Below are 27000 nucleotides of genomic sequence, written 5' to 3' on the forward strand. Positions count from 1 at the left end.
TGCGACGAAGGAGCACAAGCCAAGCATTTTGCGTCCTTTTGAGTAACTTGTTAGGCATTCATTTCCTCGTTTTGCTTAACTCTCGAAACAGCTAAACCCAGCGCGACTGCTCTTTTGTAGTGATGTTCCTCTAAACCAACAGGTATGAGCTCAAAACCTGAATTTAATAACCACCTCGTTCTATGGCGCCCATCTTCAAAGCCCACGGTTAGTTTGCCATCAACTTCAGTAAGATACATATCAGCAGTGCAAAATGCTGTTTTTACAAAAGGAATATCATAAGCGAACCAGCTAGTCTTTGGCTCACCTGACCAAATGCCAATATAAAAATTTCTATCAACCTTCCACAAAGCTTCTAATACAGCAGCTCTAACCCAAGTTGGTTTGTACTCTTTTTGTGTTGATTGGATTCTCATGATGCCTAACGCCCAAATAACGGGCTTAAAATTGTGGGCTAAACTTGAGCGAAGCGAAAAGCCCGCAGTTTTAAGTCCCAGTTGATTTGTTTGTTATGTAATTTACCTTACTTTACCAAGAGTTAGATTGAAAGCTAAACTCAGAAAGTATACGTACCAAACCAGCCATTTACTCGCCACCACAACACACTGAACCTGAATTTTGAGCCGTAAACTGTTCTCGAAAAAATCACTAAATGCTAACGGCGAAAAACACATGAACGTGCAGATAAATTCAGAAAAAGGTGCTTGCTCTGATTAACTTTCATCCTTGAATTTGTGGTGGTACATAACGCCGCAATAAACGGCAAGTAATGCTTGGCTAAACTAAGCGAGGTACGAGCGCGAGCCAAGCGTTACGCGTCCGTTTGATTGTTTTGTTATGTAATTTTTCTTACTTTACTGAGGGTTAGATTAAAAGCTAAGCCCAGAAAGTATACGTACAGAACCAGCCAGCTACTCGCCACCACAACACGCTAAATCTGAATTTTGAGCCGCTAGCGGTTCTTAAAAAATGCACTAAATACTAACTGCGAAAAACACATGACCGTGCAGATAAATTCAGTAAAGGGTGCTTGATTTGATTAACTTTCATCCTTGATATTGTGGTGGTACATAACGCCCAAATAACGGGCTTAAAATTGTGGGCTAAACTTGAGCGAAGCGAAAAGAGCCCGCAGTTTTAAGTCCCAGTTGATTTGTTTGTTATGTAATTTACCTTACTTTACCGAGAGTTAGAATAAAAGCTAAACCCAGAAAGTATAAGTACCCAGCCTGCCAGCTACTTGCCACCACAATATGCTAAACCTGAATTTTGAGCCGCAAACGGTTCTTGAAACAAGTATTAAACGCGAACGGCGAAAAACACATGAACGTGCAGATAAATTCAGAAAAGGGCGCTTGATTGGATTAACTTTCATCCTTGAATTTGTGGTGGTACATAACGCCGCAATAAACGGCAAGTAATGCTTGGCTAAACTAAGCGAGGTACGAGCGCGAGCCAAGCGTTACGCGTCCGTTTGATTGCCTTGTTATGTAATTTACCTTACTTTACTGAGGGTTAGAATTAAAGCTAAGCTCAGAAAGTATACGTATCGAACCTGCCAGCAACTCGCCACCACAACACACTAAACCTGAATTTTGAGCCGCAAACTGTTCTTGAAAAAAGTACTAAATACTAACGGCGAAAATCACATGAACGTGCCACTTAATTCAGAAAAGGGCGCTTGATTTGATTAGCATTCATCCTTGATTTTGTGGTGGTACATAACGCTTAAATAAACGGCTGAAAATGCTTGGCTATACTGGTGAGCGCAGCGAACTAAGCCAAGCGTTTTTAGTTGATCTTGCCCCGATAAAGTGGACACGCTCCATGTTTAATTTACTGCTGACTCAAATTCAGCAGGTGTTTGATATCCTAAACTCGAATGTAATCGCTGTCTATTGTAGAAGTTATTTAGGTAACTCTTTAATAATGCGTGTAATTTATTTGCCGATGAGAATGTATTGCCGCGAATGAGGTCTGCTTTAAGCGAATGAAAAAAGGACTCCACTTCAGCATTGTCTGTGCAACATCCAGGGCGATTCATACTGGCCTCTACGTTATTGCGTTGTAGAAATTGCTGCACGACGTGCGCGCGGTATTCAGCGCCCCTGTCGGTGTGAAAGAGTAAACGTGTTTGAGGCTTTCGTTGATGTAGTGCTTGGCGCAAAGCGCTAAGGGTTAATGCTGTTGATTTCTTCGCCCCAAATGCCCAGCCCACGATTCGACGAGAGAATAAATCAATCACGACAGCTAAGTAGTGCCACCGTTTACCCACTTTAAGGTAAGTAATGTCGCCCGACCATTGTTGGTTGATACCCTCAGGCTTCTCAAGCGATTGGCGCTTGTTCTCAATTTCCTTATAGAAAAACTTCACTTTCGCGGTTTTACGGTAGGTTTTGACGGCACGGGCGACAAGACCGTACTCGTGCATAAGCCGTGCTACTCGCTTTTTACTTGTTCGAATACCGAGCCTTTTGAGTGCCTCAAACACCCTGGGACTACCATAGGTATGAAGGCTGGCATTAAATACGTTTTTTATGTTGTTTAGCAATGTCTTATCGGCCAGCACTCTATTCGAAGGGGAGCGGTGTAGCCATGCGTAATAGCCACTACGTGACACCTTTAACCAAGTACAAAGGTACTTAACACCTAAGGCTTTTCCGTGCCTTTTGATGAATCCAAATCGTGCTGATGTACTTCCGCCAGATACCGTTGCCACTTTTTTAGCAGGTCATTCTCCTGCTTTAAGCGTTCATTTTCTCGTTGGAGTTGTTTGATTTTATTCAGCTCTTGTTTGGAGGGGAGTTCACTCATTAATTCCTTGTTGCTTTTATAGCGCACGGGTAAGTTAAATTTCCCCTCTCGATATTCTTTACGCCACCGGCTTAACATAAAGGGATGAATATCGAGCGCATGAGCAACATCCTTTGACATGACATCGTCTTTTAAGCTTAGTTCGACGGCTTTGATTTTGAAATCAACTGGGTAAAACCATGTTTTTCTGGGGTTGGTATATCTGGGCATAATGGCCTCCTCATTGAGATAAGGAGGTGTCCACTAAAATGGGGGAACTACAAGTCCGATTTAATTTTCTTGTTATATGGCGCGTACTAATCAGGTAATTTCTCTAGCCAATGTCTGATCAGCTGAATAACTTCAGCGATACCTGATTCACACTCTTCCTCTTCTGCAAATTGCGATGTCATTAGTTGATGAAGAATATCATCCAATTCTTGAATCAAATCATAATTTACATTTTCGAAAGCTTTACCGTTTAGCTCAAGGGAATCTCTAAGCTTTGATATTGACACGTTTCCATCTTGAAAAGATGCTAATGAACTATTAATTCTCAGCTTTAAAGATTTATTCGACATAGTCTTGTGCCATATAACAATTTATTATCCGACAAAATGTCCAACTTTCTACCGATATTTTGTCCAATAGTATTCTTAATAATTTTTAACCATACCTTAAGCTTATAATTTTACATAGCTTTTCATTGACGATTTTTTTGGGTTGGAGAAAGTTGGACAAAATGTCCACGATCCTGAGATCTTGCAAAATTTACCGTTACTGTATATAAATACAGCTCTAGGGCTTGGTAATATATTATTGAGGGAACAATAATGAAATCGCAGTTTTTAATGTCTATTCATGACTACATGTATCAACGCCGATACGCAAAACGGACGATTGCTGCTTATCTTAAAGTGATTGCCGATTTTATTCGGTTCCATGAGTTTACTCACCCTAAAGATCTGCATGATAAAGAGGTAGAGGCCTTTCTTACTCACATTGTCATAAGCAAAAATGTTGCGCCCAAAACACAAGCTTTAGCGCTAAACGCGTTGAGTTTTTTATACCGCGAAATTTTTAACAACCCGCTTGGAGTAGAGCTAGTATTTGTGAAAAGTCAGCGGCAAACCAAATTGCCTGTGGTGTTAACCAAGGGAGAAGTTAAGCGGCTAATGAGCTTTATTCCTGCAAAACATCATTTGTTGGTAAGTTTACTCTATGGCAGCGGACTACGTTTAATGGAAGCCGTGAGATTAAGGGTGATTGATGTAGATACCGACTATCAGTGTTTACGTATTTTTAACGGCAAAGGTGGCAAACACAGAGTGGTTACCTTAGCGCCTGAATTAATTCCGAAGCTTACTGCGCAAATTGACCAGGTGAAGTATTTGTTGTCGTGTGATGTTGAAAATAATCGCTACAGTGGGGTTTGGCTTCCACACCGTTTACGTGAAAAATATAGTGGTGCAAACAAAACTTTGATTTGGCAGTATGTATTTCCTGCAAGCAGGCTAAGCATTGATCCTGAAAGTGGGTTACTTAGAAGGCATCATATCAACGAAAAGCAGATCCAACGAACGATAAAACAGGCCAGCGCAAATGCACAAATAGACAAGCATGTAACACCGCACACATTGCGACACTCGTTCGCAACCCATTTATTGCAATCAGGTGCTGATATCCGAACGGTGCAAGATCAACTAGGGCACAGCGACGTTAAAACTACACAAATTTACACCCACATATTGCAGCAAGGCGCAAATGGGGTAAGAAGCCCTCTGTCTGACCTATAGAAATCTGATATACAAAAAGCCCTGACTTACAAAATCAGTTAAAAAAGCCGCTAAGTTGCGCAAAATAGGGCAGCTCAGCGGCTTTTAATTCAGTTACTTAGGCAGTAAATGATTATTTGCTTTGCGAGGCTAAGTATTCGTCGTAAGTACCAGCAAAATCGGTATAACCGTCGGCAGTGATTTCGATAATACGCGTTGCCAAGCTTGAAACGAATTCACGGTCATGTGATACGAACACTAAAGAGCCTTCAAATTGCTCTAATGCCATATTTAATGACTCAATCGATTCCATATCCAAGTGGTTAGTTGGTTCATCCATCACCAGAATATTTGGCTTTTGCATCATGAGCTTGCCAAATAACATACGCCCTTGCTCACCACCAGATAGCACTTTCACTGACTTTTTAATGTCGTCGGCAGAGAACAACATACGGCCTAAAAAGCCTCGAATCGTTTGTTCATCGTCACCTTCTTTACGCCATTGGCTCATCCAGTCGAATAGGTTCATGTCTTCTTCAAATTCGTGAGCGTGATCTTGCGCGTAGTAACCAATGTTGTGGTTTTCTGACCATTTCACTTCACCCGAATCTGGGGTTAATTCGCTCATTAAGGTACGTAAGAAAGTGGTTTTACCAACACCATTCTCACCAATTACCGCAATACGCTCACCAACTTCTGCCATTAAGTTGATGTTTTTTAGCACGTGTAAGTCATCAAAGCTTTTGTTTAAGCTTTCAATTTCAATCACGTTTCTGAACAAGGGCTTTTCTTGCTCGAAGCGAATAAATGGGTTAACACGACTTGAAGCTTTAACTTCATCTAATTGAATTTTATCAATTTGCTTAGCGCGTGATGTGGCTTGTTTCGCTTTAGATGCGTTAGCCGAGAAGCGCGCTACGAACGTTTTTAACTCAGCAATTTGTGCTTGTTTCTTCGCGTTGTCAGCTAATAAACGAGCGCGGGCTTGCGTAGCCGCTAGCATATATTCGTCGTAGTTGCCTGGGTAAACACGTAACTCGCCGTAGTCTAAATCTGCCATGTGAGTACACACTGAGTTTAAGAAGTGACGGTCATGGGAAATAATGATCATGGTTGAGTCACGTTCGTTTAACGTGTCTTCAAGCCACTTGATGGTGTGAATATCCAAGTTGTTGGTTGGCTCGTCCAGTAGCAGAATATCTGGATCAGAAAACAGCGCTTGGGCAAGTAACACACGTAATTTCCAACCCGGTGCAACTTCACTCATTTTGCCGTAATGCTGATCGGTTGGGATACCGACACCAAGCAGTAATTCACCGGCGCGGCTTTCTGCGCTGTAACCGTCCATTTCGGCGTAAAGTGATTCCAAATCGCCAACACGCATACCGTCTTCTTCGCTCATTTCTGGCAAGGCGTAAATGCGATCGCGCTCTTCTTTAACTGCCCACAATTCGGTGTGACCCATAATAACGGTATCAACTACCGAGTAGTCTTCGAAAGCAAACTGGTCTTGGCGAAGCTTACCAATGCGATCGTTTTGATCTAGGCTAATGTTGCCGCCAGTTGGCTCTAAATCGCTACCTAAAATTTTCATAAAGGTAGATTTACCACAGCCATTGGCACCGATAAGACCATAGCGGTTACCGTTACCAAATTTTTGTGAAATGTTTTCAAACAGTGGCTTAGCACCAAACTGTTGGGTGATATTGTTTGCAATTAGCACGTGATATTTTCCTTAGTGGAGCGGCTAGCGATTACATGCCAGCGCTCGCAATTTAGATAATTTTAAATCTGTTTCGTCTTGTTTAAGCAGCCAGTGCTGTTGCTAGCGCTGGCGTCGTTTATTCTTGTTTGCTGCGGGTTTCTCAGCAGAGAACTTTGATTTCGAACTACTTGGTTTTGAATGACTCGGCTTCGAATTATTGGGTTTAGACTGATTACGCTTATCATTAGGGCGCTTTTTACCGCTAGTGCCTGACTTTTTATCGTCACCTTGTCTATCAGTAAACTGGTCGCTACTAAAGCGAGTTAACCCTTTCTTGCCACGGTTGTTCGAGCTGCGTTTTACGCCTTCGCCTTTTTTATAGCCTTGCGCATTATTTTTGCCTTTACCGCCTTTTTTGTGATGCTGATAGCTACCTTCTTGCTTGCTTTCAGCTGGCACTAAACAGCCGGGTTTGTTACCAATAAGCTTGTGGGCTAAGCCCATTTTGGCTAAGGCTTCACGAATAAGCGGCCAGTTGTTTGGATCGTGATAGCGCAATATCGCCTTGTGCAGTCGGCGCTGGCGACCACCTTTAGGCACAGGCACACTTTCGCTGTTTTTTCTAACATTGCGCAGTGAGTCGATTTCAGTGTGATAAAGCGTCGTCGCATTGGCGAGCGGTGATGGATAAAAGTTTTGTACCTGATCTAGCTTAAAGTCATTCTCTTTTAGCCATAGTGCCAAGTTCACCATATCCATGTTTGTGGTGCCCGGATGTGCCGAAATAAAATACGGGATCAAATACTGCTTTTTGCCTGCCGCTTTTGAGTATTTATCGAAAAGCTCTTTAAAACGATAGTAGCTGCCCATACCTGGCTTCATCATTTTATTCAGCGGGCCTTCTTCGGTGTGCTCAGGGGCTATTTTTAAGTAGCCGCCAACATGATGCTCAGCGAGCTCTTTCACATAAGCAGGGTCTTCTACTGCAAGGTCATATCGCACACCAGAGGCAATCAACACCTTTTTAATGCCTTTCACATTACGGGCTTTACGGTAAAGGTTAATGGTTGGCGTATGGTCGGTATCTAAATGACCACAAATGGTCGGCCAAACACAACTTGGCTTACGACACGTCGCCTCAGCTTTTGGGCTTTTACAGCGCAGCTGATACATATTCGCGGTTGGGCCGCCTAAATCTGAAATAACGCCGGTAAAGCCCGGCACCTTTTCTTTAATGTCTTCAATTTCTTGTAAAATTGACTCTTCTGAGCGCGATTGAATAATACGGCCTTCGTGCTCGGTAATCGAACAGAAGGTACAGCCACCAAAGCAGCCACGCATGATGTTAATTGACGTTTTGATCATGTCGTAGGCAGGAATTTTTGCCTTGCCATATGCTGGATGTGGCACGCGTTGATATGGCAGGCCAAATACGCCATCCATTTCTGCTTCTGATAGCGGGTAAGCAGGCGGGTTTAACCAGATAATGCGGTCGGCATGCTTTTGTACTAGTGGCTTGGCACTGCCGGGATTCACTTCTTGATGGAAAATACGTGACGCATGGGCGTACAGCATTTTGTTATCGCGGACTTGCTCAAAGGTTGGCAAGTTAATGTAAGTGGTTTCCCACGGCTTACTTTTCTTTTCCCACGTTTTATTTCTGAAGTCGGCTATCTGAATAGGTTGCGCTGCTTTGGTGATATCTTTTTCTGGTTCAACCGTTTGTACATCAGTGTTGCCTGAACTTTTAGCCGAGTCGCAAGCGTCACTCGCTGTCGTATCAATGTATGGGCTTGGAATTGGGTCAATTTTCCCCGGTTTGTCAATTGAGCGGGAATCAATACCTTTCCAACCGGGTAGGGCGTGCTTGGCTAAAAATGCGGTACCACGCACGTCAGTAATGGTGCTAACATCTTCACCACGAGCAATACGATGGCTAACTTCCACTAACGGGCGCTCGGCATTGCCATAAATTAAAATATCGGCCTTGGCATCGAATAAAATTGAGCGACGCACTTTTTCTGACCAGTAATCATAATGAGCAATACGGCGCAGGCTGGCTTCAATACCGCCGAGCACTACAGGCACATCTTTATAGGCTTCTTTACAGCGCTGCGAATAAACAAGAGTGGCACGATCGGGGCGTTTACCCCCTTCGTTGTTCGGTGTGTAGGCATCGTCGTGGCGTAAACGTCGTTCAGCGGTGTAGCGATTGATCATTGAGTCCATATTGCCGGCAGTTACGCCGAAATATAGATTTGGTTTACCCAGCTGCATAAAGGCTTCTTTAGAATGCCAATCAGGCTGGGCAATAATGCCTACGCGAAAGCCTTGCGATTCCAGCATACGACCAATCACCGCCATACCAAAGCTTGGATGATCAACATAGGCGTCGCCCGTTACTAAAATAATATCGCAGCTATCCCAGCCGAGTTCGTCCATTTCTGCCCGCGACATTGGCAAAAACGGCGCCGTGCCATAGCATTCTGCCCAGTATTTTGGGTACTCAAACAAGGTGGTTTTCGGCTGTGGAATCATTAAGTTGACCTATATGTAACCAATGTATAAATAATCAATCGCTAGTAATTGTTAGCTAATTGGCCGCTAAATCGCTAGCAGGCGCGCGATTATAGCAAACTAAATGATCTGTGTTTAGCGCCAACTTTCTTTAAACAATTCGATAGCTTAATAAATTACGACTAAGCTTTGTTTTAGTTAGAGTTTTTTGAATCTGCTGAATTCATCGGCAAATGAACCCAGTTGGTGACAAGTGGTTTACATTTTCTTAACGGAAAAAATAAGGTATTTTATGTCGCCATTACAACAGTACTAACAATATTACGCACGATAACGTGTGCAATAACACGCAGTGCCGCGCATTAACGCACGAAAACGCATCAGGAATTTAAACACTATCATGTATAGTACCTATATTGCTCGACAGGCAATTTTAGACAGAAATGCCAACACCATTGGCTATGAGTTGTTGTTTCGCGACAGCCCTAAAAATGAGTTTCCACTGATTGACCCTGACGTTGCCAGTTCGAAACTGATTATTCAAAACCATATACATGGCGATATCGAAGCCATCACTATGGGGAAAACGGCATTTATTAATTTTACCGAAGAGTGCCTAGTTAATAAGTTTCCTTTATTGTTTGATCCCAATTCGATTGTTATCGAAATTATGAGTAAGGGAAGCGATATCGCTCGACTGCTTAAATTAGCGAAATTATATCATCAACGTGGCTATCAGCTAGCTTTAACCGAGTACGATACCGATCCAAAGTGGGATGTTTTCTTCCCGTACATTGCCTTTATTAAGGTTGATATTGACGTTATTAACCCAAAGCGCTTATTTGCTGTGACCGAGCGTATAAAGCCGCATGATATTAAGTTAGTTGCCGAAAAAGTTGAAAGTAACTTGCAGTTATTGTCGCTGGTTGAAGTGGGCTTTAACTATTACCAAGGGTACTTTTATCACGAGCCAGAAATCATTGAAGGGCAGACTCTAGCGCCTGTGAAAGCGCAAATGATGCAGCTAATGAATGAGGCATTTAAGACCCCGTTAGATTACAACGCGATAGCCGATATCATTAGTCATGATGTGCAATTAAGCGTTGGCTTGCTGAAAATGGTCAACAATGTTGCGACAGGAACTCGTGTAGAGATTACTTCGCTAAAACAGGCGGTTGCTTACTTGGGCGAAGAAAAAGTTCGTCAGTTTGTTTCTATTTTGGCACTGTCAAAACTTACCACAGAAAAAACGGAAGAAGCGGCTAAGCAAGCGCTGGTGACTGCAAAGTTGATGGAGGCGATCGCCAGCCAAGGAATGTTTATTGAAATTAAAGATTTGGCATTTATTACTGGGTTGTTAAGTTCGATTGACGTTGTGCTGGGCCAGCCGATTAGTGAAGTGGTTAAGCAAATTCCACTAGCACAACAAATTGAGTTGGCGTTGCTAGGTAAAGATGGATTGTTAGGTGAATTATTACAGCTCACCACAAGCTATATTCTTGGCAATAGTGATGATATTAATAGCTTAATTGATACTTACATGTTAGACGCGCAGGTAATTCATCAAGAATTTGTGGCAGCGAGCAAGTGGTGTCAAAGTTTTTCTAATTAACTTACAGCCAGGTTTCAACTAAATTGATTTAGCTGAGCTCAGCTAAGTGGAGTCGAGTTAAGGTACGTAAAGCTAATATTAATAATTAGCAGGCCAAAATAAGAAAGACTTGCTAGTTAGCTAAATTAATAATTACACTGTGTTTATGAAAAGTGCTTATCGCAAGCACTTATGAAAATATGCCTGATATTCATAAGTCGCTGGATAAACATCACGCATCACGATGAAATTTTGAACAATATGTCTGGTTGCCTTAAAATCTAGTTACTTTAGCCCGTCTAATAGCGAATATTTTGTCCATCAAAGCCTTATTGACAACTACATTTCTCATCTTCTCGGTATTTTGCACAAAAACTCCCGCGCGCGAGCACATCAACATTGGCTATGGTGTGAATAACAGCCCGCCATATGCGTTAATTGAGCAGGAACAGCTAACAGGAGGAGTGATTTATGACATTGCAGTACAGGTGGCTAAAGAGCTCGGTTTAGATATTAATTTTGTGTTTCTCCCTAGAACAAGAGTTGAGCAATATTTGCTTGATGGTACGTTAGATGTTTACTTTATTTCTAACCCAAAGTGGATAACCGCACCTGAAATTATTTGGTCAGAGCCAATGTTTGATGAACAAAACGTTATTGTTCAACTCAGTGGTGAACAAGATTATACAAAACTCAGTGATCTTTATGAGAAGCGCATAGGTACTGTACACGGCTATATTTATCCGGCCTTAACAGCTGCGTTCGAGCGACAAGATATTTATCGGTCAGATGTAAAGTCACTGCAAGATAACTTTCAACGTCTCGATAAGGGCTGGATTGATGGCTTTGTTGGCTCTGATATTTTGATTCACCATGCATTGCAAAAAAGTGGTGAAGACGAACGCTTTCAAATAGCCAGTTATTTAGTCAGTCGTCATGACATTCGTACGGCGATATCACCAAAGTCGAAAGTTTCTGTTGCTAAACTGCTTTCGGTTATCAATCGCTTAACGTCAGACGGTGTTATTGACAAAATATTAGCGGGTTATATCGAACATTAACCTTAGGGTTAATGACAAGTATAAAATTGATTATTATCATAGGGTTTCTAACTCTTTTGTTTTATCGGCCAGCGAATATCGTGGCCTAAGTCTTCTCTTTTGCATTATAAAAATAGCTTATATAGCCTAGCGTCAATTTTTATCTGCCTTGCGCTAGGATATCTCACTTTCGCCGTATTTGATTTACTGCCAGCAAGCTTATATGGCATGTGTTACTTTGCCTTTGGTTTACATTTAAATGTATTTGATGCAAAGCGCGTTGCGGATACAGTCAGTTTTATGATCAAAAACATCAGCGTTTGTTTCGTGCCTGCTGGTGTTGGCATTATGAATTACTTTGACCTGATTAGAGCGAGTGGCTGGCAATTGTTGCTGTTTACCATTATTTCGACCTTTGCGCTGATGATAATCGTCGGCTGGCTTTATCAAACTGCGACAACAGGGAAAAGTCGAAAACGTGGCCAACTGGTTTCAAAATCAACACCTGAGTCGCTAACGGGCAAGTCGCCAACGTCCAAGCCACGAACACCTAAGCCACCAAGTGAAAGGGAGCAAGCCTTATGACGAGTGCGCTAATACTCGAATTTATTGTGTACTGCTTGCTGACCTTAGTGATTTATCAAGCATGTGCAAAGCTCCAGCAACGCACCAAACGTATTTGGCTTAACCCTATGGTATTAGCCATGTTGGTTATCATTCCGTTATTGTTGATTAATAACATCAGCTATGAGCAATATTACCAATACACTCAGGTTTACACTTTCTTACTAGAACCGGCTGTGGTTGCGCTAGGCTTTCCGTTATATCAGCAATTGCACACCATACGAGATGAAATAACGCATGTTTCTTGGGTGCTCTCGGTCGCAATTATCATTATGTTAGGCGCTAATTTGGGCATGGCGATGTGGTTGTTCCAGCAGCAAGATGTCGCGGTGTCGTTATCGTTAAAATCGGTAACAACACCAATAGGCTTAGCGTTAACGGAACAATTAAAAGGTGTGGCAGCGATTACTGCGGTTGGCATTATTGTCGCCGGTGTAGCTGGTGCTGTATTGGGTCCTAGATTGCTTAACGCGCTAGGCATTAGCGATAGTAAATCGCAAGGTTTAGCGATTGGCTGTGCAAGTCACGCATTGGGTACGGCGACTATTACGTCAATTAGCTATCAGCACGGCGCATATGCCTCGCTTGCATTGATTTTATCTGCGTTATTAACGGCGATTTTCTCGCCTGTGCTAACGCCAATTATATTTAGCTTGCTTTAGCCAAAATACTAAAATGGCGAAAACACAGGAATGACCAAAATACCTGAATAGATAAATGAATAGCTAAATGAGTAGCGATAGAACAACGTTAATGGAAAGTCAGGCGCGCTTGTTAAACTTCTTGAGATAGTGAGCGAAATAGCCGAGTGCGAAGAACAAGGTACCGGCTATTGCGCCTGCAAGATGCGCATCAATGGCGACAGAGGCATCTATTAAAGTGGCGATATGATCGCTGGCCCCTTGCGTTTGTTCCATCATCACTTTTACCCAAAGCCCTAAAAACAAAAATATCCCTGTTTTTTCATTGTTTACAACGTCTTTTAACGCCCCCCAAGCAAATAAACTATGCAGTACCCCAGATAAACCAACGTAATGGCTTAAATCGCCAAAAACCAATAAATAAAGGCTAATAAATAGCATAGAGAACATAATTAGGGTGGCATACAAAAACGCACGATAAAAATGTCGATGTAACGCGGTGATAAGCGCCAAACCCGAGATATTAAGTAGCAAGTGAATGCCATTTGTGTGAAATAAATGACCCGTGAAAAGGCGCCAATACTCGCCGCCGTGAATCGCGCTGCGATAAAAGTCGAAGCTGGCAACGTGCTGTTCAAAAAGGTAGGCAATCAAAATAGCTAAGAGAATTAGCAATGAGCCCGCTAATTGCTGCCAAGTTGAGCGATCAATATAGGTAGAGGAAAACAAGCTTTGTAATTTGTCCAAGCTAATTTACTATTTGCCGCTAGTGTAATGAGTTGAGAGAAACATGGCTAGAGCCACATGTGATAATTGCCAAAGACCGCCTGCTCGATGTATCTGCCAATATGTTGCCAAGGTAAATAATCAAGCCGAGGTCGTGATACTTCAGCATCCAAAAGAAGTTGACCACCCCAAAGGCAGTGCAGACTTGCTGTTAACGTCATTATCAAATAGCCGCCGTTTTGTGGGCGAGAACTTTGACGAACACGCTGATTTTCAAGCCTTTCTTAGAGGCATGCTTAATGAAGAAGGTAAAGAAAGCAATGACAATAACGAAAACAATGTACATAACTTAGTTAGGAAAAAACTCTATGTCATGTTTCCGGGTGAGCATTCGAGTGAGGTTTCCGCCAAGGTTATTGCACAGCCAGAAGAAACAATTTTGATTGTTATTGATGGTACTTGGAAAAAAGCTTACAAAATGTTCCAACTGTCGGCATGCTTGCACCAACTGCCGCAATTGCATTTACCGAGCGGTTTAGCGAGTTGTTACGATATTCGTAAAACACAGAAGGAAAATGCGTTATCAACCTTAGAAGCAAGTTGTTACGCATTGGGCATTCTAGAACAAAATACAGAAAACTACGCAAGTTTGTTAGAAAACTTTGCGCAATATAATCAACATCAGTTATCGTTTAGAAAATCAGCGCGTTAATACGGGTAGTAATGCACGCGTTAATGCAAGCAGTGATGCACGTTCAGCGGTTTATCAAACAATTCATCAAATAATTATCAGGTAGTCAGGTTAATGAAAAAACACTTTTTATCCTTGAGTCTGTTAAGCATTGCCTTAACTTGTTCATTTAGCAGTGCAGCCTTTAGCGAAGTTAAAGTTCGTGAAACTAGAGAGCCTGAAGCGGCAACAGGGCTAACCCAAAAACAAGTAGTGGTTGGCAATGATTATATGGTGGCTGCTGCTAACCCTTATGCGAGCCAAGCTGGCTACAACATTCTGGCAAAAGGTGGCAGTGCGGTGGATGCCGCAATTGCCGTGCAGTTAGTATTAACCTTGGTTGAGCCGCAATCATCAGGTATTGGTGGTGGCGCATTTATTTTGCACTGGGATCAAGCCAATAAACAGTTAACAACGGTTGATGGCCGTGAAACTGCGCCAGCGAAAGCGTCTTCTGATATGTTTCTTGATAAATCAGGTAAACCAATCAAATGGATCGATGCTGTGGTTGGTGGGCGCTCAGTGGGGGTGCCTGGCGTGCTAAGTGGGTTAAAAGCAGCACACGATAAATACGGTAAATTACCTTGGGCAGCATTATTTGACGAGGCAATAACCTTGGCCGACCAAGGTTTTATAGTATCGCCGCGATTAGAAAAATTGGTCGCGATGAAGTTTAACCCTGGCATTGTAAAGTTACCGGAAATTGCTAATTACTTTTTTCCTAACGGTGAGCCTATTAAAGCAGGGCAGCGCTTGGTGAACAAACCGTTAGCAGAAGTTTACCGCACTATCGCTCGGGAGGGCGTTGAGGCGTTTTATCAAGGTAAAATTGCCCAAGATATCGTTAATGCGGTTCACAACGCAGAAATCGCACCAGGTAGCTTATCGCTCAAAGATATGAAAGATTATCAGCCAAAATGGCGAGAAGCAGTATGTGGCGACTATCACAGTTATCAAGTGTGTGGCATGGCACCACCAAGTTCAGGTGGTATTGCGGTTATCCAAATTTTGAAGCAGCTTGAACCTTTCAAGTTGTCTAAACTGGCGTATGACAGCGCACAGCCGTGGCATTTATTTACACAAAGCTCGCGTTTAGCCTTTGCTGACCGAGATAAATATGTCGCTGACCAAGATTTTGTGACCGTACCTATACAGGCATTGTTGGCAGATACATACTTAGATCAACGAGCCCAGTTAATTCAAACTGAAAAAGACATGGGGACAGCGCAAGCAGGGCAACCCGTTGCCCTTAGCTACGCGACAAATGATAGCTTTGAGCTGCCATCTACTAGCCATATTTCAATTGTTGATGGCCATGGTAACGCAATTTCCATGACTACAAGTGTTGAAATGGCATTTGGCTCAGCGGTGATGGTGCATGGCTTTATCCTCAATAATCAATTGACAGATTTTGCGTTGTCACCAGAGCGCAATGGGCAACTGGTTGCCAACCGCGTTGAGCCGTTTAAGCGCCCAAGAAGTTCAATGGCACCTATGATGGTATTTAATCCTGATGGTAGCCTAAAACTTGTCGTTGGCTCACCAGGTGGTAGCCGCATTATTAACTACGTTGCGCAAACTATTGTCGGCGTTTTAGATTGGCAGTTAAATCCTCAGCAAGCGATAAATTTACCGAAAATTACTAACCGCAATAAGGTGACAACACTGGAAAAGGGGACTGCCATTGCTGCGCTTAAAGGTGAGTTTGAAGCGAAAGGACACAAAGTGATGGTGCGTGACCTTAACAGTGGTGTACATGCCATTGAAGTGAAAAATGGTAAGCTTTATGGCGGCGCAGACCCTCGTCGCGAAGGTAAGGTCTTGGCCAAGTAGGCGTGTTGTTAAATTAATTCGCTAAGGATTATCAACAAAACAAAAGGGCTTCCAACTGGAAGCCCTTTTTGCTAGTTAAATGGAAGTTTTTGGTCTTTCTAAAACGGATCTTTTAAAATTTTATCGATCACCCAGCGGCCATCAACTTGTTTTAAACTAATACGTTTAACGTCTTTAACTCGCTCATTTTGAAAATAACCGTCGAAGTACAATACGATATCGGCGTTATCTTTAAATTGCTCTCGCACTTTGACACCGGTATCGTCAGGTTTAATTTCTACTTTATCAAACTGCATATTAAAAATATGGCGACTTACTGCCGTTGGCGATTTGTAGTGTAGTAAGATGCGAGCAAGCTTAGGTGTGCATACCATAGCGGCTTTTTTAACGTCTTTCTGATTATAGAGAGCGTCAAAAAACGCAACGGCGACGAGCTCAGGGTTGGCAAGCTCAGTAATTTCTTCTTCGCCAGTGCAACCGGTCAATAAAAATGAAAAGGCGGCGATAATGCTAACAAGTCGTTTCATAATTCCTAAAAAATAATACCTAAATAGTGTCCATGGTTTTCGCTATTGTATGCATAACTCCAAGCTTGATGCACTAAAAAAGGCGCTAAGTGCGCCTTTTTTAATCAAATCAGTGGTTTATCTAATGTTCAGATAATTATTGAACTAACTCTTTGTCACTAAAGCTGTCTGAGAACAATGGGCTAGTTAAGTAGCGCTCTGCAGAGCTTGGTAAAATAACGACTACATTTTTGTCTGCGTTTTCTGGTAATTCCGCTAAACGCTTAGCTGCTACAACCGCTGCGCCAGAAGAAATACCCGCTAAGATACCTTCTTCTTTCATTAGGCGGTGTGCCATTTCCATCGCTTCTTCATTCGAGACTTGCTCAACTTGGTCAACTAAATCTAAATCTAGGTTACCAGGGATAAAGCCAGCGCCAATACCTTGGATTTTGTGTGGACCAGGGGTTAAATCTTGGCCAGCTTTAGCTTGGGTAATGACTGGCGAATCTGTTGGTTCAACAGCAACTGAAATTACGTCTTTACCTTGTGTTTTCTTGAAGTAACGGCTGGTACCTGAAATTGTACCACCAGTACCAACACCAGCAACGAATACATCAACTTGACCGTCAAGATCGTTCCAAATTTCTGGACCTGTTGTTTCTTCGTGAATTTTCGGGTTTGCTGGGTTATCGAATTGACCAAGTAAAACGTAACGCTCTGGGTCTGAATCGCGAATTTCTTGTGCTTTTTCAATCGCACCTTTCATGCCTTTAGCACCTTCGGTAAGCTCAAGTTTTGCACCCAGTGCTGCAAGTAGCTTACGACGCTCAAGGCTCATTGTATTTGGCATTGTTAACGTAATTGCATAGCCGCGTGCAGCTGCAACAAACGCTAGCGCAATACCTGTGTTACCACTGGTTGGCTCGATAATTTCTTTACCTTCGCCTAGCAAACCTTTTTGCTCTGCATCCCAGACCATACTCGCGCCAATTCGGCACTTAACACTGAAGCTTGGGTTTCTTGCTTCAACTTTTGCGTATACGTTACCGCCAGTCACACGGTTAAGCTTAACGAGTGGCGTGCGACCAATACTGGTTGAGTTGTCTTGAAAGATAGAAGTCATGTTCGGATCCTGTAGAATATTCTTGTTAACAATATAGAATTGTTGGAATTACTCCATTAGAGTAGCTAGATATTACAAAAAAAAAAGTGATATTTCGTTATATCTTATATGCAAAAATGGAATAACGAAATTACGAATTTAGATCAATTTTTGGTATTTTTATGACTCAATTTACAGGTACATCCGAATATATCGCTTCAAAAGAATTGCAGCTTGCTGTTAATGCCGCTATTGCACTTGAGCGTCCATTGCTCATTAAAGGTGAGCCAGGCACAGGTAAAACTATGCTTGCTGAGCAGCTTGCTGCAAGCCTTGATACGCAGCTTATTCAATGGCACATCAAATCAACGACAAAAGCACAGCAAGGCTTATATGAATACGATGCGGTATCTCGTTTGCGTGATAGCCAATTGGGTGATGAAAAAGTAAAAGACATTGGCAATTATATTGTTAAAGGTAAGTTGTGGCAGGCTTTTACGCACCAACAACGCCCAATCTTGTTAATTGACGAAATTGATAAAGCGGATATTGAATTTCCAAACGACTTGCTACTAGAGCTCGATAAAATGGAATTCTTCGTTTATGAAACGCAAGAGCGCGTTGTCGCCAAACAGCGCCCAATCGTGATTATTACCTCTAACAACGAAAAAGAATTACCTGATGCTTTCTTGCGTCGTTGTTTTTTCCACTACATTAACTTCCCTGATAAAGCTGAAATGCAGGCGATTGTGGATGTTCATTTTCCTGGTATCAAAAAGCAGTTGCTTGACCAAGCACTCGCCTCGTTCTTTGAATTGCGAGACATTCCAGGTTTAAAGAAAAAGCCATCAACGTCTGAATTAATTGATTGGTTAAAACTGCTACTCGCTGAAGATATTTCACCAGAAGTATTGCGTGATAGTCAGCAATCAAAAGCCATTCCACCACTTCACGGCGCTTTGTTAAAAAATGAGCAAGATGTCCATTTATTTGAAAAGCTAGCCTTTATGAACCGCTCAGGTCGATAAATTATGTTGATAGACTTTTTTCTAAAAGTTCGTGAATACCGTGTACCAAGCACGATTCGTGAGCTATTGGATTTAATTCGCGCGCTTGAGCAAAACGTGGTGTTTGCTGATATCGACAATTTTTACACCATTAGCCGCGCAATTTTAGTCAAAGACGAAAGTTATTTTGATCGCTTTGATCGCGCCTTTGCTGATTATTTCAAAGGAGTGGAATCGCTGGATTTAGATTTGTCGTCTATTCCTGAAGACTGGTTGCGTAAGCAATTAGAAAAAACCTTGAGTGAGGAAGAAAAGCAAGCAATTGAGGCGATGGGCGGTTTTGATAAGTTAATGGAAACCTTGGCTGAGCGTCTGAAAGAGCAAGAAAAACGCCATCAAGGGGGTAACAAGTGGATAGGTACAGGTGGTACATCGCCGTTTGGTGCCTACGGCTATAACCCGGAAGGGGTTCGCATTGGTCAAAATGAGTCGCGTCATCGCAAAGCGGTAAAAGTGTGGGACAAACGTCAATACCGCAATTTGGATAACCAAGTTGAAATTGGTACACGCAATATCAAGGTGGCATTGCGTAAGCTTAGACAATTCGCACGCAGTGGCGCGAGTGAAGAGTTGGCAATGGATGATACGATTTCCGCGACCGCGAAAAATGCGGGTTATCTAGATATCAAAATGAAGCCTGAGCGCCATAACGCGGTTAAGGTGCTGATGTTTTTCGATGTTGGCGGCTCAATGGACGATCATATTCGCGTTTGTGAACAGTTGTTCTCGGCGGTACATACCGAATTTAAACATTTAGAGTTTTTCTATTTCCACAACTGCCTGTACGAACAAGTGTGGCATGACAATGCGCGGCGCTATAACGAAGGTATGGATGTATTAGATGTTATCCATAAATTTAGCCGTGACTATAAGGTGATATTTGTTGGTGACGCGACCATGGGACCATACGAAATTACCTACCCTGGCGGCAGTGTTGAACATTGGAACCAAGAGCCGGGCAGTGTTTGGATGGAGCGAGTTACCGATCATTTTGATAAAGTGATCTGGCTAAATCCGCAACCTCAAGAAGCATGGCATTACTATCCGTCTATCAACATTATGCATCAATTGGTTGATAAGAAAATGTACCCTATGACGATATCAGGGTTAACTGAAGGGATTAAAGCGCTGCTCTAGGGTAGCGCTTTGCTTATGTTTAAACTGCTTAAATTGCACAGTTAAACAAACCAGATCAAATAATGTAATTTCAATAAGTTAATTTTGAATTTACTAAAACAACAGCACACCTAGAAGGAGCAATTGGTGGCTACCGATTTGCAATCATCTGACTTGGATGCGACCAAGTCACAAGTCAACGAAAATAATAGTCTGCATGGTAATGTGCAAGCTAATCCACAAGCTAATCTGCAAGATAATCAGCAACATAAAGCAGACAGGAGCTTAAACGACCATTCACGTGATAGCTCAAGCGATACACCTAATGGCATTTCAAGCGACACCTCCAGTAATAAGCTAAGTGAAAAACCTAGCGATAGTCCAAATAAGCTTACTTCTCACCAAACTACTCAAGCTACAGGCGCACTATCAGATCATCATTTAACAGGTGATGAAACTCGGCAAATACTCACTCCGTTCGCTTTTAAAATAGATAAATCATTATTCGGATTACCACTGGCATCGCCATTTAAGCGGGGCAGTGCTATCGCTATTGATGGTTTGTTAATTGCAATGCTAAGCAGTGCACCAGGAGAGCTACTGGCAATTGTGATCGCCATTACTTTATATCGCTTGGGTAGCCAGCAACGCGCAGAAGAAATGGGTTACACGAAAGGGCGTAAGCGTCGAAAAATTATGCGTTTTGTTGCGGCATTTAGTGTTTTTGTCGTTTTACTTTCTGTTTTACCAGATGCTTTCGATGACTTAGGTTGGTCTGATAGCAATAAATATTACGATGGTGGATACAGTGGTAAAGGGTATACCGATTTGAATTCGGTAATAGACCAAGAAGAAGCAGTGTCGGTCAGTGATCAATTAATGATTAGCGTGGCCTTTGGCAAGGTGGTATCAGAGCTTAGTGATAGTGATTGTGAAACTGTCGATTGCTGGTATCAAGCCCTATCGCCAAGTGTCACTATTTTGAATGAAACCAGCATTTCCAATGAAAATAAACAAACCTTGATTAACGAAACTGTCACTGGGCTGGAAGTGCCTGCTGATCAACAACAAGCGCTTATTTCAAAGCTTAGTGCCTTACTTACCGAGACCGAATCAGATGAAAATGCGAGTAGTAAACAGCTTATTAGCGACGATCTTGCCACGGTAGCAGAGCTAAACGCTAAAAGCGCAGACCAAGCTAACCAAGATAATCTGCATAACCTAGATAACCAAGAAAGCAAGTCATCGAGTACCGAAAGCCCTTCGACAGCAGACAAGCCAGTGTACTCACTTGTCGAGCTTGTTAAAGGTATTATTCACGACTTAGGACTAGGTTTTGGTTGGGCAGCGTTTTATTTTACCGCGCTAACTGCGGTATGGGGCGGGCAAACACCGGGTAAAAAACTATTCGGCATTCGCGTAATTCAGCTTGATGGTACACCATTATCGATATGGGATAGTTTTGGTCGATACGGCGGCTATGGCGCCGGCATAGCGACGGGCCTCTTAGGATTTATACAAATTTTTTGGGATGCTAACCGTCAAGCGATTCACGATAAAATATCAGCTACTGTCGTTATTGATACAAGGGCGTGATCTAAGGCTAAGATTCAATAAAAAATAATCGCGTTGACATATCCTGCTGACACTTCGCGTTAACACATTCCGTCAACAGAAGGAGAACAACAATGAATTGGCGTAATTATATCCTTGCATACGTGCTGGGCATGGCATTCTTTAGTACTTCATTAAAGGTGTCAGCTGACTCACTGCCATTTATCGATGAACTAAAGATATTCGAGCCATATCTAGGTAATTGGGAAGCGGTGTTCGAGGAAAAAGATGGCCAACCGACGGTTATAGACGTATCGCGTTGGGAAAAAGCCTTGAATGGCACAACACTGCGCACTCTCCATTCTATTAATAACGGTATGTATGGCGGAGAGTCACTGATTTTCTTTGATAAAAGTAAGCAGCAGTTAGTGTTTTATTATTTCACAACCGCAGGTTTTTACACTCAAGGAACAATTGAGGTATTAAGCGATAACAGCTTTGTTGCCTATGAAGAGGTAACAGGTAATAAGGATGGCATAACCAAAGTGAAATCGACCAGTACGATGTCGCCCGATAAGCTCACCGTATCGACCAGCTACTTAAAAAACGGGCAATGGACTGAGCCAGAAAGCCGCACTTATCGTCGCAGTGATAAACAAGTGAAGTTTAAGTAGTTTTCAATTAATTGCTTAGTCTTTTAATAAATAAGAATAATAAGAAAAGGAATTCTAATGCTAAAAATAAAGTCTGTAGCCTTATTAATGTTGTGTTTGGTGCTAGCTGGCTGTTTGGAAAGTGAGCTTGAAAAAAGTCAAAAAGAGCACTTAGCTCAATATCGGCAAAATATTGAAAATATTATGGATAGCTACGCTAATAGCGCAGCAGCGGCTAATAGAATTCAAGAGGTTCATCAAGCACATATCACGGTACTCGATAATTTAACTAAGGTAAAAGAGCACTTCTCGCAATTTGAACAAGAGCAAAAGCTGCAGACTATTATTGGCTTATATGATTCGGCTCTGACGCATTTGATTGTTCGTCAAATTCAGATACTGGAGCTAGGGCAACCCATGTGGAACGCCGATATTGATAAGTTTCAGCAAATCAAAGAGGTAAATTATTACCACCAGCACCAAGCAGTACTGTCTGAATTACTGGCCATGCTAGACGAGTACAAAGACTTAATTTTAGACCACCACGAAAAGGTGAGAGTGGACTTGGTTGAATCTTCGCTAGATGAAGACGATAGAAAGCAAATTTGGCCAGCGTTGAATGGCCAGATTACCATTTATCTTTACTCCATCAAACCGAAGCTAAAACTTATTCAAAAAAGGGCAGAAGCCGAAATGGAAATCGCTGAGTTCTTACACGAGCATCAGGCTGACTATATTGTTTCTCAAGAGCATGGCTTGCAGTTTAAAACACCTTGGATTTTGCATACCTATCAAACCAAATTAAAACTGTTAGGGGTTTTATAGCTATCGATTGCCAGTAGGCAAGTAGGCAAGTAGGCAAATAGGCAATTAGTGTTTCTAATATGCCTACAGTTTGCTACCAATTCGATAAAGTTGCTCTGCGTTCAGAAAATGTAATACGTGGTGCCCGCAATTAGCAGCCATTATCTTCAACCGTATAAACCGGCGGTACGGTCTCAGATTGAGCTTGGGTATATCGGAAATAGCACGAGTCGTCTTGTACTTGGTTGTCGCCATCAAAATCGTAACCGATATAAGTAAAGTCAATTCCTTGTTCTTCAAAAATAAATTCATCAGATACATCGATACGCTTGAATATATCTGTGTTGTCCAAATGACCCCATTTCAGGCGTAAATCAATACCGTTGCTTAAATCAATTGTGCCGTCGTTATCTAAATCAACATCAAGTAAGTCGGCACGACCAGCAACAGGCTGAGTTGCATAGCTTGGCATTTTTGATTTGAGAAAAACAAGGTCGTTTGCTACTTGCACGCTAGTACTAATTTGTGTGAGCACATTCGCTCTGGCATCTTTAGAAAGATCTAAAAACCTTGGCAATGCAACTGCAGACAGCACACCTAAAATCACAATAACCACTACCAATTCGATCAGGGTAAAACCTTGATTATTTGGCTTTATCATTAGTACCTCTTTATCTAATAACTGTTTAATGTTGGTAATACTCCGCATAGGGCGATACGGAATCAGCGCGCTAGTCTAACAAAAACAGACTTAAATGTTAAAAAGTGTATTGATAATGCGAAAATGTGTAATAACAACTGCGTTGGTATGTAGGAGGGCCTTGTTGTCTAAATACTTGCAAAGGAATTAATTAGATTGGGTGTTAATAGAAAAGCCTGATTTCATTTGCCAAGAAGTTAAGAAGCTAAAAAGTTAACAATAAAGTCAGCTATTTGAGTTTTAACGATTTATTCTTGTGAAAAATCGAGATATTTAGCAATCACCGCCTCACGCTTATTATTGGCGATATAGCTAGCAAGTTCGCGATTAAATTCATCCCTTAATTGAGGGTCGCGAAAGCCAGCATAGGCATTAACCTCAGGAATCGCGTAGTGTTCTTGAATTTTATTTAGGCTAGCCGCACGTTGGATATTGTCATCTGAATTAGCTGCTTGGCTCAAATAGTAATAAAAAATATAGTAGTCTAGTATGATGATATCAGCCCGATGCGTGACTAACATTGCCGGAAACTTAGACATGTCGTGCAATTCACGATAGTCCGTACTTTCAACAGCTTGAGCGAATGCTTCGCCAAAATATCCTGTTGCTCCTTGAAATGATACGACCGACACGTTATTAGTAGCGCTATGAAGGCTCTGCGCTTGTTGCTGACTTGCTTCACTTCTTGATGATTCTTCGTTTGGCGCTAAATTGTCTATTTGCGTTTTTGTTGGTAACAAAGACGAGCTGGCAATATCACTAAGCTTATTAATACTTAGCTTGTCAGCAAGCCGAGTGAAAATGGTTGGTCTGTATTTGATGATAGGTGCGGAAAAATACAGTTTGTCGTTATCTTCTTGATAAAAGGTGGGAACAACAACATCTGCATCGCCGTTGATCACCATTTGTTTAGTGCGATGCAGTGGCGCATAAGTAAAGGAAACACGGTGACCTAAGCTTTTCAGCACTTGTGTGACTATGTCTAAATCTATACCACTATTGGTTTTTGCAATCATATGTGGCGGTGCATCATCACTGGCGATGACCAATGTAGCGCACAGGGCAGTCGTGCTGTAAAAGCTCGCCACCAAAGCCATCCATATTGCAAATCTCAACATGCTACTCCTTTTTTGTATTTAACCCGCAATATTTTAAGTTAGTTTGATGCATTATGTGCTTGATTAAACGCAAGGCAATAATAATCAGATTATCGCCAAGCGTAACTGATTTTGGTAAATATTGTGCGTCTTTCCTGTTTTAATGACCCAATAAAGTCATCCTCAAAACTGTTGTCTGAATAACCTAAGAAAAATACCGTGTGCGGATTTAGCTTATAGGCATATATCAACTGTGTTGCTAAGCTGCGCTCTTGCTCACTAAAAAAGCTCAGCGGATTATTGTCTGGATTGTAATCAATATCTTGATAGACAAGGCTCAGCTTTAAAGAGCTTTGCACATCAAAGTAATAGCGTAGCCTTAAATCGGTTAGATTAGCGGTAAAAACGTTTTGGCTGTCTGCATCAAGCTCGCTATAGGTGTGATATAGGTCAATTTCAAGATGAGGGTTAGGGTGCCATGTAACATTACCAATTAGCTCAACGATATCACCTAAGCGGTCGTTGTCGTAATCGATTTTCTCCCCTAATGTACCTTCAAGTGATACATAGGTTTTATTATTTGGTCTAAGTTGCCCAAAGAAGCGCCATTGCTTTTCATTAAAGCGTTTGGTGTTGCCATCGATAGATAAATTGCTGCTGTCTTGTCGCAAACCCACTTTATTCGCATCGACATAAATTAACTCTACACGCGACAAGAGTGGGCCGTCGGCAAAAGCATAAAATGATTGCTCTCGGTTAATTAATTCACCGTTTTCATTATGCTGAATGGCGTATTTACTGCCGACATCAATTGTTGACCAAAGCGCTTGTTCATCTTGGTAAAAGCTGCGGACTACATTAATTTGATCGTTGACGTAATCAACGCGATTGATAAATCCTAGGTCGGCACGAAAATCCTCACCATACCATTGTCGCTGCGCATCTAGCGTCCAGTATTCAGAATCGTGAAGATATTTGATCTGGTAGGCGTTGTCAGAAAAACTTCCGTCTTTTTGACTGCGCAACACTTGTTCATTGGGTGAACAGTTGCTTCGACAAAATTGTGTGAACAGGTCTTGTGGATACTCGGTATCACTTGCTAACCATTGAAACTTCAAGGAGTTTGCTCCGTTAATGCGATAACTGCCATCAAGGCCAGTGACATAGTTATGGTAGTCGTCAGCACGTCGAAACGTTGAAATAACCCCCAGTGTCACATCTTGGTTAATATCATAAAGGTAGCGTAAAGCACCTGAGTGACTTTCTGTATCCAAAGAGGCGATATTCGCGCTAAGGTTGCCAGACAAGATGAAATTAGTTTCTTCATCATGGCTAACAAATGCACCAAAGTTATGTGAACCTTGGCTGCCGGTTAACTTTGCGCCGTAATCAGGATCGGCAATATTACGGGTGTATACGAGGTCAGTAATGCTTTCAAAGTAGTGTTGATTTTCAAGAAAGAAACTGCGTTTTTCATCAAAAAACAGTGAAAACTTGTTGTTAACTTTGAGCTGGCCTGCATCGGCTTCAACGGTTGAAAAGTCGGGGTTAAGTGTCGCGTTAAACAATGTTTTAGGGGTGATCCCCCAGCGCAAATCTAGGCTAGCTTCAACATCTGTTTCACTTTGCCAATCAGATTGCGGGTCGTAGATATCGCGTTGCTCATCATAACTGGCAACAAGTGCTGGAGTAATTTGTAAGTTTTCTCCGATTTCCGCTTGCTCAAAGCCTTCTGCCATTGGGTATTGGCATAGCCAACAGGCATTGTCACGATCGAGCTTTACACTGGAAATGCGTAATCGTTGCTCACGCGGGTAGATGCGTACCAATTCAAATGGCCATTGCTGAATGCTTTTATTCTCATCAAAATTTAATATTTGGTAAGGGATTGCCATTTCCACTTGGTAACCAAATTCCGTCACCTTACCGTATGAATGCCAAATACCGTCCCATAATTCATTCGGTAATCCGGTAATTTCATTGAAGGTTTCATCGTTTTGTACGCCGTAGGGATTCACAAAAAAGTTATAACTTAGGCGGCGATTGTTCAGCGGATCAATGATAATACCAACAACATCATCGAACCACTTAGTGTCACGCTCACCAATTGAGCTGATCATTTTGTCTGGGTTAGGATCATGTGCGATAAACGCGACAAGCAGCTCTTTACCGTTGTCGATGATGCGCGCTTCGGTCTTTACTGGGCTCGGTGTGTTTTCGTATGGGCTAGTCACATTATCGAGAGAAATAACTTTTGCTTGTTGCCAAACCGGATCGCTTAAGTCACCGTCTATCACAGCATTGAGGTTGGTATGAGGGATGGCGATTGATTGTTTTGCTTGTTGGGTAAATGGCGTGGCAAATTGAGAAAAAGAACACGTTAACAGGGCAACTGCTAATCCCTGACGACATCTGGCGAACAT

General features: G+C 42.1%; 23 protein-coding genes. 12 read left to right on the forward strand and 11 right to left on the reverse strand.

Going from position 1 to position 27000, the window contains the following annotated elements; all coding sequences use genetic code 11:
- Positions 1-50: 50 nt before the first annotated feature.
- From DXX92_RS08450 to DXX92_RS08460, 3 genes are all read right to left on the reverse strand, one after another.
- Positions 51-416 carry a plasmid fertility inhibition factor family protein gene (locus DXX92_RS08450; RefSeq protein ID WP_116000056.1) on the reverse strand — a complete coding sequence of 122 codons (366 nt, stop codon included), beginning with the start codon at positions 414-416 and terminating at the stop codon, positions 51-53.
- A gap of 1415 nt (positions 417-1831) precedes the next feature.
- Positions 1832-3024, reverse strand: a protein-coding gene (locus DXX92_RS08455; protein WP_116000054.1) for an IS3 family transposase whose coding sequence is annotated in 2 segments (ribosomal slippage) — positions 1832-2716 and positions 2719-3024 — 1191 coding nt in all. Because the reading frame shifts where the segments join, the coding sequence is not laid out codon by codon here.
- Between the two features lie 86 nt (positions 3025-3110).
- Complete coding sequence (locus DXX92_RS08460) at positions 3111-3374, reverse strand: hypothetical protein (RefSeq protein WP_116000057.1); 264 nt, start codon at positions 3372-3374, stop codon at positions 3111-3113.
- Positions 3375-3626: 252 nt separating this feature from the next.
- On the opposite strand from DXX92_RS08460, the gene DXX92_RS08465 reads away from it, so the two are divergent.
- On the forward strand, positions 3627-4589 hold the full coding sequence (locus tag DXX92_RS08465; protein ID WP_116000058.1) for an integron integrase: 963 nt from the start codon (positions 3627-3629) through the stop codon (positions 4587-4589).
- Between the two features lie 112 nt (positions 4590-4701).
- Here the strand turns inward: DXX92_RS08465 and DXX92_RS08470 are convergent, their stop codons facing one another.
- Positions 4702-6291, reverse strand: a complete 1590-nt coding sequence (locus DXX92_RS08470; RefSeq protein WP_116000059.1) for an ABC-F family ATPase — start codon at positions 6289-6291, stop codon at positions 4702-4704.
- Between the two features lie 102 nt (positions 6292-6393).
- A complete protein-coding gene (locus DXX92_RS08475; protein ID WP_116000060.1) occupies positions 6394-8811 on the reverse strand; it encodes a YgiQ family radical SAM protein in 2418 nt (805 codons plus the stop codon).
- 379 nt (positions 8812-9190) lie between these two features.
- Here DXX92_RS08475 and DXX92_RS08480 point away from each other — a divergent pair, with 379 nt between their 5' ends.
- From DXX92_RS08480 to DXX92_RS08495, 4 genes are all read left to right on the forward strand, one after another.
- Positions 9191-10402, forward strand: coding sequence for an EAL and HDOD domain-containing protein (locus DXX92_RS08480; protein ID WP_116000061.1), 1212 nt, complete (start codon positions 9191-9193; stop codon positions 10400-10402).
- Positions 10403-10791: 389 nt separating this feature from the next.
- Entirely contained in the window at positions 10792-11442 is a 651-nt protein-coding gene (locus DXX92_RS08485; protein WP_181901727.1) for a substrate-binding periplasmic protein, read from the forward strand.
- A gap of 99 nt (positions 11443-11541) precedes the next feature.
- Positions 11542-12006 (forward strand): CidA/LrgA family protein, encoded by a 465-nt coding sequence (locus DXX92_RS08490; RefSeq protein WP_147301946.1) that lies wholly within the window; start codon positions 11542-11544, stop codon positions 12004-12006.
- On the forward strand, positions 12003-12707 hold the full coding sequence (locus DXX92_RS08495) for an LrgB family protein (RefSeq protein ID WP_116000064.1): 705 nt from the start codon (positions 12003-12005) through the stop codon (positions 12705-12707). The genes DXX92_RS08490 and DXX92_RS08495 overlap by 4 nt, the downstream gene beginning before the upstream one ends.
- Positions 12708-12806: 99 nt before the next feature.
- On the opposite strand, the gene rrtA is transcribed toward DXX92_RS08495, so the two are convergent.
- The gene (gene rrtA, locus DXX92_RS08500; RefSeq protein WP_245961434.1) at positions 12807-13433 is read right to left on the reverse strand and encodes a rhombosortase; all 627 of its coding nucleotides are present in this window, start codon (positions 13431-13433) and stop codon (positions 12807-12809) included.
- A 43-nt stretch (positions 13434-13476) separates the two neighbouring features.
- Here rrtA and DXX92_RS08505 point away from each other — a divergent pair, with 43 nt between their 5' ends.
- Both DXX92_RS08505 and ggt read left to right on the forward strand, forming a co-directional pair.
- A complete protein-coding gene (locus DXX92_RS08505; protein ID WP_116000065.1) occupies positions 13477-14124 on the forward strand; it encodes a tRNA-uridine aminocarboxypropyltransferase in 648 nt (215 codons plus the stop codon).
- Between the two features lie 93 nt (positions 14125-14217).
- Positions 14218-15975 (forward strand): gamma-glutamyltransferase, encoded by a 1758-nt coding sequence (gene ggt / locus DXX92_RS08510; RefSeq protein ID WP_116000066.1) that lies wholly within the window; start codon positions 14218-14220, stop codon positions 15973-15975.
- 98 nt (positions 15976-16073) lie between these two features.
- Here ggt and DXX92_RS08515 read toward each other — a convergent pair whose 3' ends face one another.
- The gene (locus DXX92_RS08515; RefSeq protein ID WP_116000067.1) at positions 16074-16502 is read right to left on the reverse strand and encodes a hypothetical protein; all 429 of its coding nucleotides are present in this window, start codon (positions 16500-16502) and stop codon (positions 16074-16076) included.
- Positions 16503-16638: 136 nt separating this feature from the next.
- Positions 16639-17607: a cysteine synthase A gene (cysK, locus tag DXX92_RS08520; protein ID WP_116000068.1), complete on the reverse strand. Its 969-nt coding sequence runs from the start codon at positions 17605-17607 to the stop codon at positions 16639-16641.
- Between the two features lie 161 nt (positions 17608-17768).
- Here cysK and DXX92_RS08525 point away from each other — a divergent pair, with 161 nt between their 5' ends.
- From DXX92_RS08525 to DXX92_RS08545, 5 genes are all read left to right on the forward strand, one after another.
- Positions 17769-18614, forward strand: coding sequence for an AAA family ATPase (locus DXX92_RS08525; protein ID WP_116000069.1), 846 nt, complete (start codon positions 17769-17771; stop codon positions 18612-18614).
- Positions 18615-18617: 3 nt separating this feature from the next.
- Positions 18618-19790: a vWA domain-containing protein gene (locus tag DXX92_RS08530; RefSeq protein ID WP_116000070.1), complete on the forward strand. Its 1173-nt coding sequence runs from the start codon at positions 18618-18620 to the stop codon at positions 19788-19790.
- Positions 19791-19916: 126 nt separating this feature from the next.
- Positions 19917-21365 carry an RDD family protein gene (locus DXX92_RS08535; protein WP_245961435.1) on the forward strand — a complete coding sequence of 483 codons (1449 nt, stop codon included), beginning with the start codon at positions 19917-19919 and terminating at the stop codon, positions 21363-21365.
- A gap of 131 nt (positions 21366-21496) precedes the next feature.
- Positions 21497-21997 carry a hypothetical protein gene (locus DXX92_RS08540; RefSeq protein WP_116002358.1) on the forward strand — a complete coding sequence of 167 codons (501 nt, stop codon included), beginning with the start codon at positions 21497-21499 and terminating at the stop codon, positions 21995-21997.
- Positions 21998-22054: 57 nt separating this feature from the next.
- Entirely contained in the window at positions 22055-22801 is a 747-nt protein-coding gene (locus DXX92_RS08545) for a hypothetical protein (protein ID WP_116000071.1), read from the forward strand.
- Positions 22802-22931: 130 nt separating this feature from the next.
- Here DXX92_RS08545 and DXX92_RS08550 read toward each other — a convergent pair whose 3' ends face one another.
- From DXX92_RS08550 to DXX92_RS08560, 3 genes are all read right to left on the reverse strand, one after another.
- The gene (locus DXX92_RS08550) at positions 22932-23441 is read right to left on the reverse strand and encodes a prepilin-type N-terminal cleavage/methylation domain-containing protein (RefSeq protein ID WP_116002359.1); all 510 of its coding nucleotides are present in this window, start codon (positions 23439-23441) and stop codon (positions 22932-22934) included.
- Positions 23442-23728: 287 nt separating this feature from the next.
- Complete coding sequence (locus tag DXX92_RS08555; RefSeq protein ID WP_116000072.1) at positions 23729-24598, reverse strand: substrate-binding periplasmic protein; 870 nt, start codon at positions 24596-24598, stop codon at positions 23729-23731.
- An 89-nt stretch (positions 24599-24687) separates the two neighbouring features.
- Positions 24688-27000, reverse strand: a complete 2313-nt coding sequence (locus tag DXX92_RS08560) for a carbohydrate binding family 9 domain-containing protein (RefSeq protein ID WP_181901728.1) — start codon at positions 26998-27000, stop codon at positions 24688-24690.

The organism is Thalassotalea euphylliae (assembly GCF_003390395.1).
Lineage (GTDB): Bacteria > Pseudomonadota > Gammaproteobacteria > Enterobacterales > Alteromonadaceae > Thalassotalea_F > Thalassotalea_F euphylliae_C.

What these genes read in the sequence shown, in the direction of transcription:
- DXX92_RS08450 (WP_116000056.1), bottom strand. Translation starts at nt 416, where the DNA reads ATGAGAATCCAATCAACACAAAAAGAGTACAAACCAACTTGGGTTAGA.
- DXX92_RS08460 (WP_116000057.1), bottom strand. Translation starts at nt 3,374, where the DNA reads ATGTCGAATAAATCTTTAAAGCTGAGAATTAATAGTTCATTAGCATCT.
- DXX92_RS08465 (WP_116000058.1), top strand. Translation starts at nt 3,627, where the DNA reads ATGAAATCGCAGTTTTTAATGTCTATTCATGACTACATGTATCAACGC.
- DXX92_RS08475 (WP_116000060.1), bottom strand. Translation starts at nt 8,811, where the DNA reads ATGATTCCACAGCCGAAAACCACCTTGTTTGAGTACCCAAAATACTGG.
- DXX92_RS08480 (WP_116000061.1), top strand. Translation starts at nt 9,191, where the DNA reads ATGTATAGTACCTATATTGCTCGACAGGCAATTTTAGACAGAAATGCC.
- DXX92_RS08495 (WP_116000064.1), top strand. Translation starts at nt 12,003, where the DNA reads ATGACGAGTGCGCTAATACTCGAATTTATTGTGTACTGCTTGCTGACC.
- DXX92_RS08505 (WP_116000065.1), top strand. Translation starts at nt 13,477, where the DNA reads ATGGCTAGAGCCACATGTGATAATTGCCAAAGACCGCCTGCTCGATGT.
- ggt (WP_116000066.1), top strand. Translation starts at nt 14,218, where the DNA reads ATGAAAAAACACTTTTTATCCTTGAGTCTGTTAAGCATTGCCTTAACT.
- DXX92_RS08515 (WP_116000067.1), bottom strand. Translation starts at nt 16,502, where the DNA reads ATGAAACGACTTGTTAGCATTATCGCCGCCTTTTCATTTTTATTGACC.
- cysK (WP_116000068.1), bottom strand. Translation starts at nt 17,607, where the DNA reads ATGACTTCTATCTTTCAAGACAACTCAACCAGTATTGGTCGCACGCCA.
- DXX92_RS08525 (WP_116000069.1), top strand. Translation starts at nt 17,769, where the DNA reads ATGACTCAATTTACAGGTACATCCGAATATATCGCTTCAAAAGAATTG.
- DXX92_RS08530 (WP_116000070.1), top strand. Translation starts at nt 18,618, where the DNA reads ATGTTGATAGACTTTTTTCTAAAAGTTCGTGAATACCGTGTACCAAGC.
- DXX92_RS08540 (WP_116002358.1), top strand. Translation starts at nt 21,497, where the DNA reads ATGGCATTCTTTAGTACTTCATTAAAGGTGTCAGCTGACTCACTGCCA.
- DXX92_RS08545 (WP_116000071.1), top strand. Translation starts at nt 22,055, where the DNA reads ATGCTAAAAATAAAGTCTGTAGCCTTATTAATGTTGTGTTTGGTGCTA.
- DXX92_RS08550 (WP_116002359.1), bottom strand. Translation starts at nt 23,441, where the DNA reads ATGATAAAGCCAAATAATCAAGGTTTTACCCTGATCGAATTGGTAGTG.
- DXX92_RS08555 (WP_116000072.1), bottom strand. Translation starts at nt 24,598, where the DNA reads ATGTTGAGATTTGCAATATGGATGGCTTTGGTGGCGAGCTTTTACAGC.
- DXX92_RS08560 (WP_181901728.1), bottom strand. Translation starts at nt 27,000, where the DNA reads ATGTTCGCCAGATGTCGTCAGGGATTAGCAGTTGCCCTGTTAACGTGT.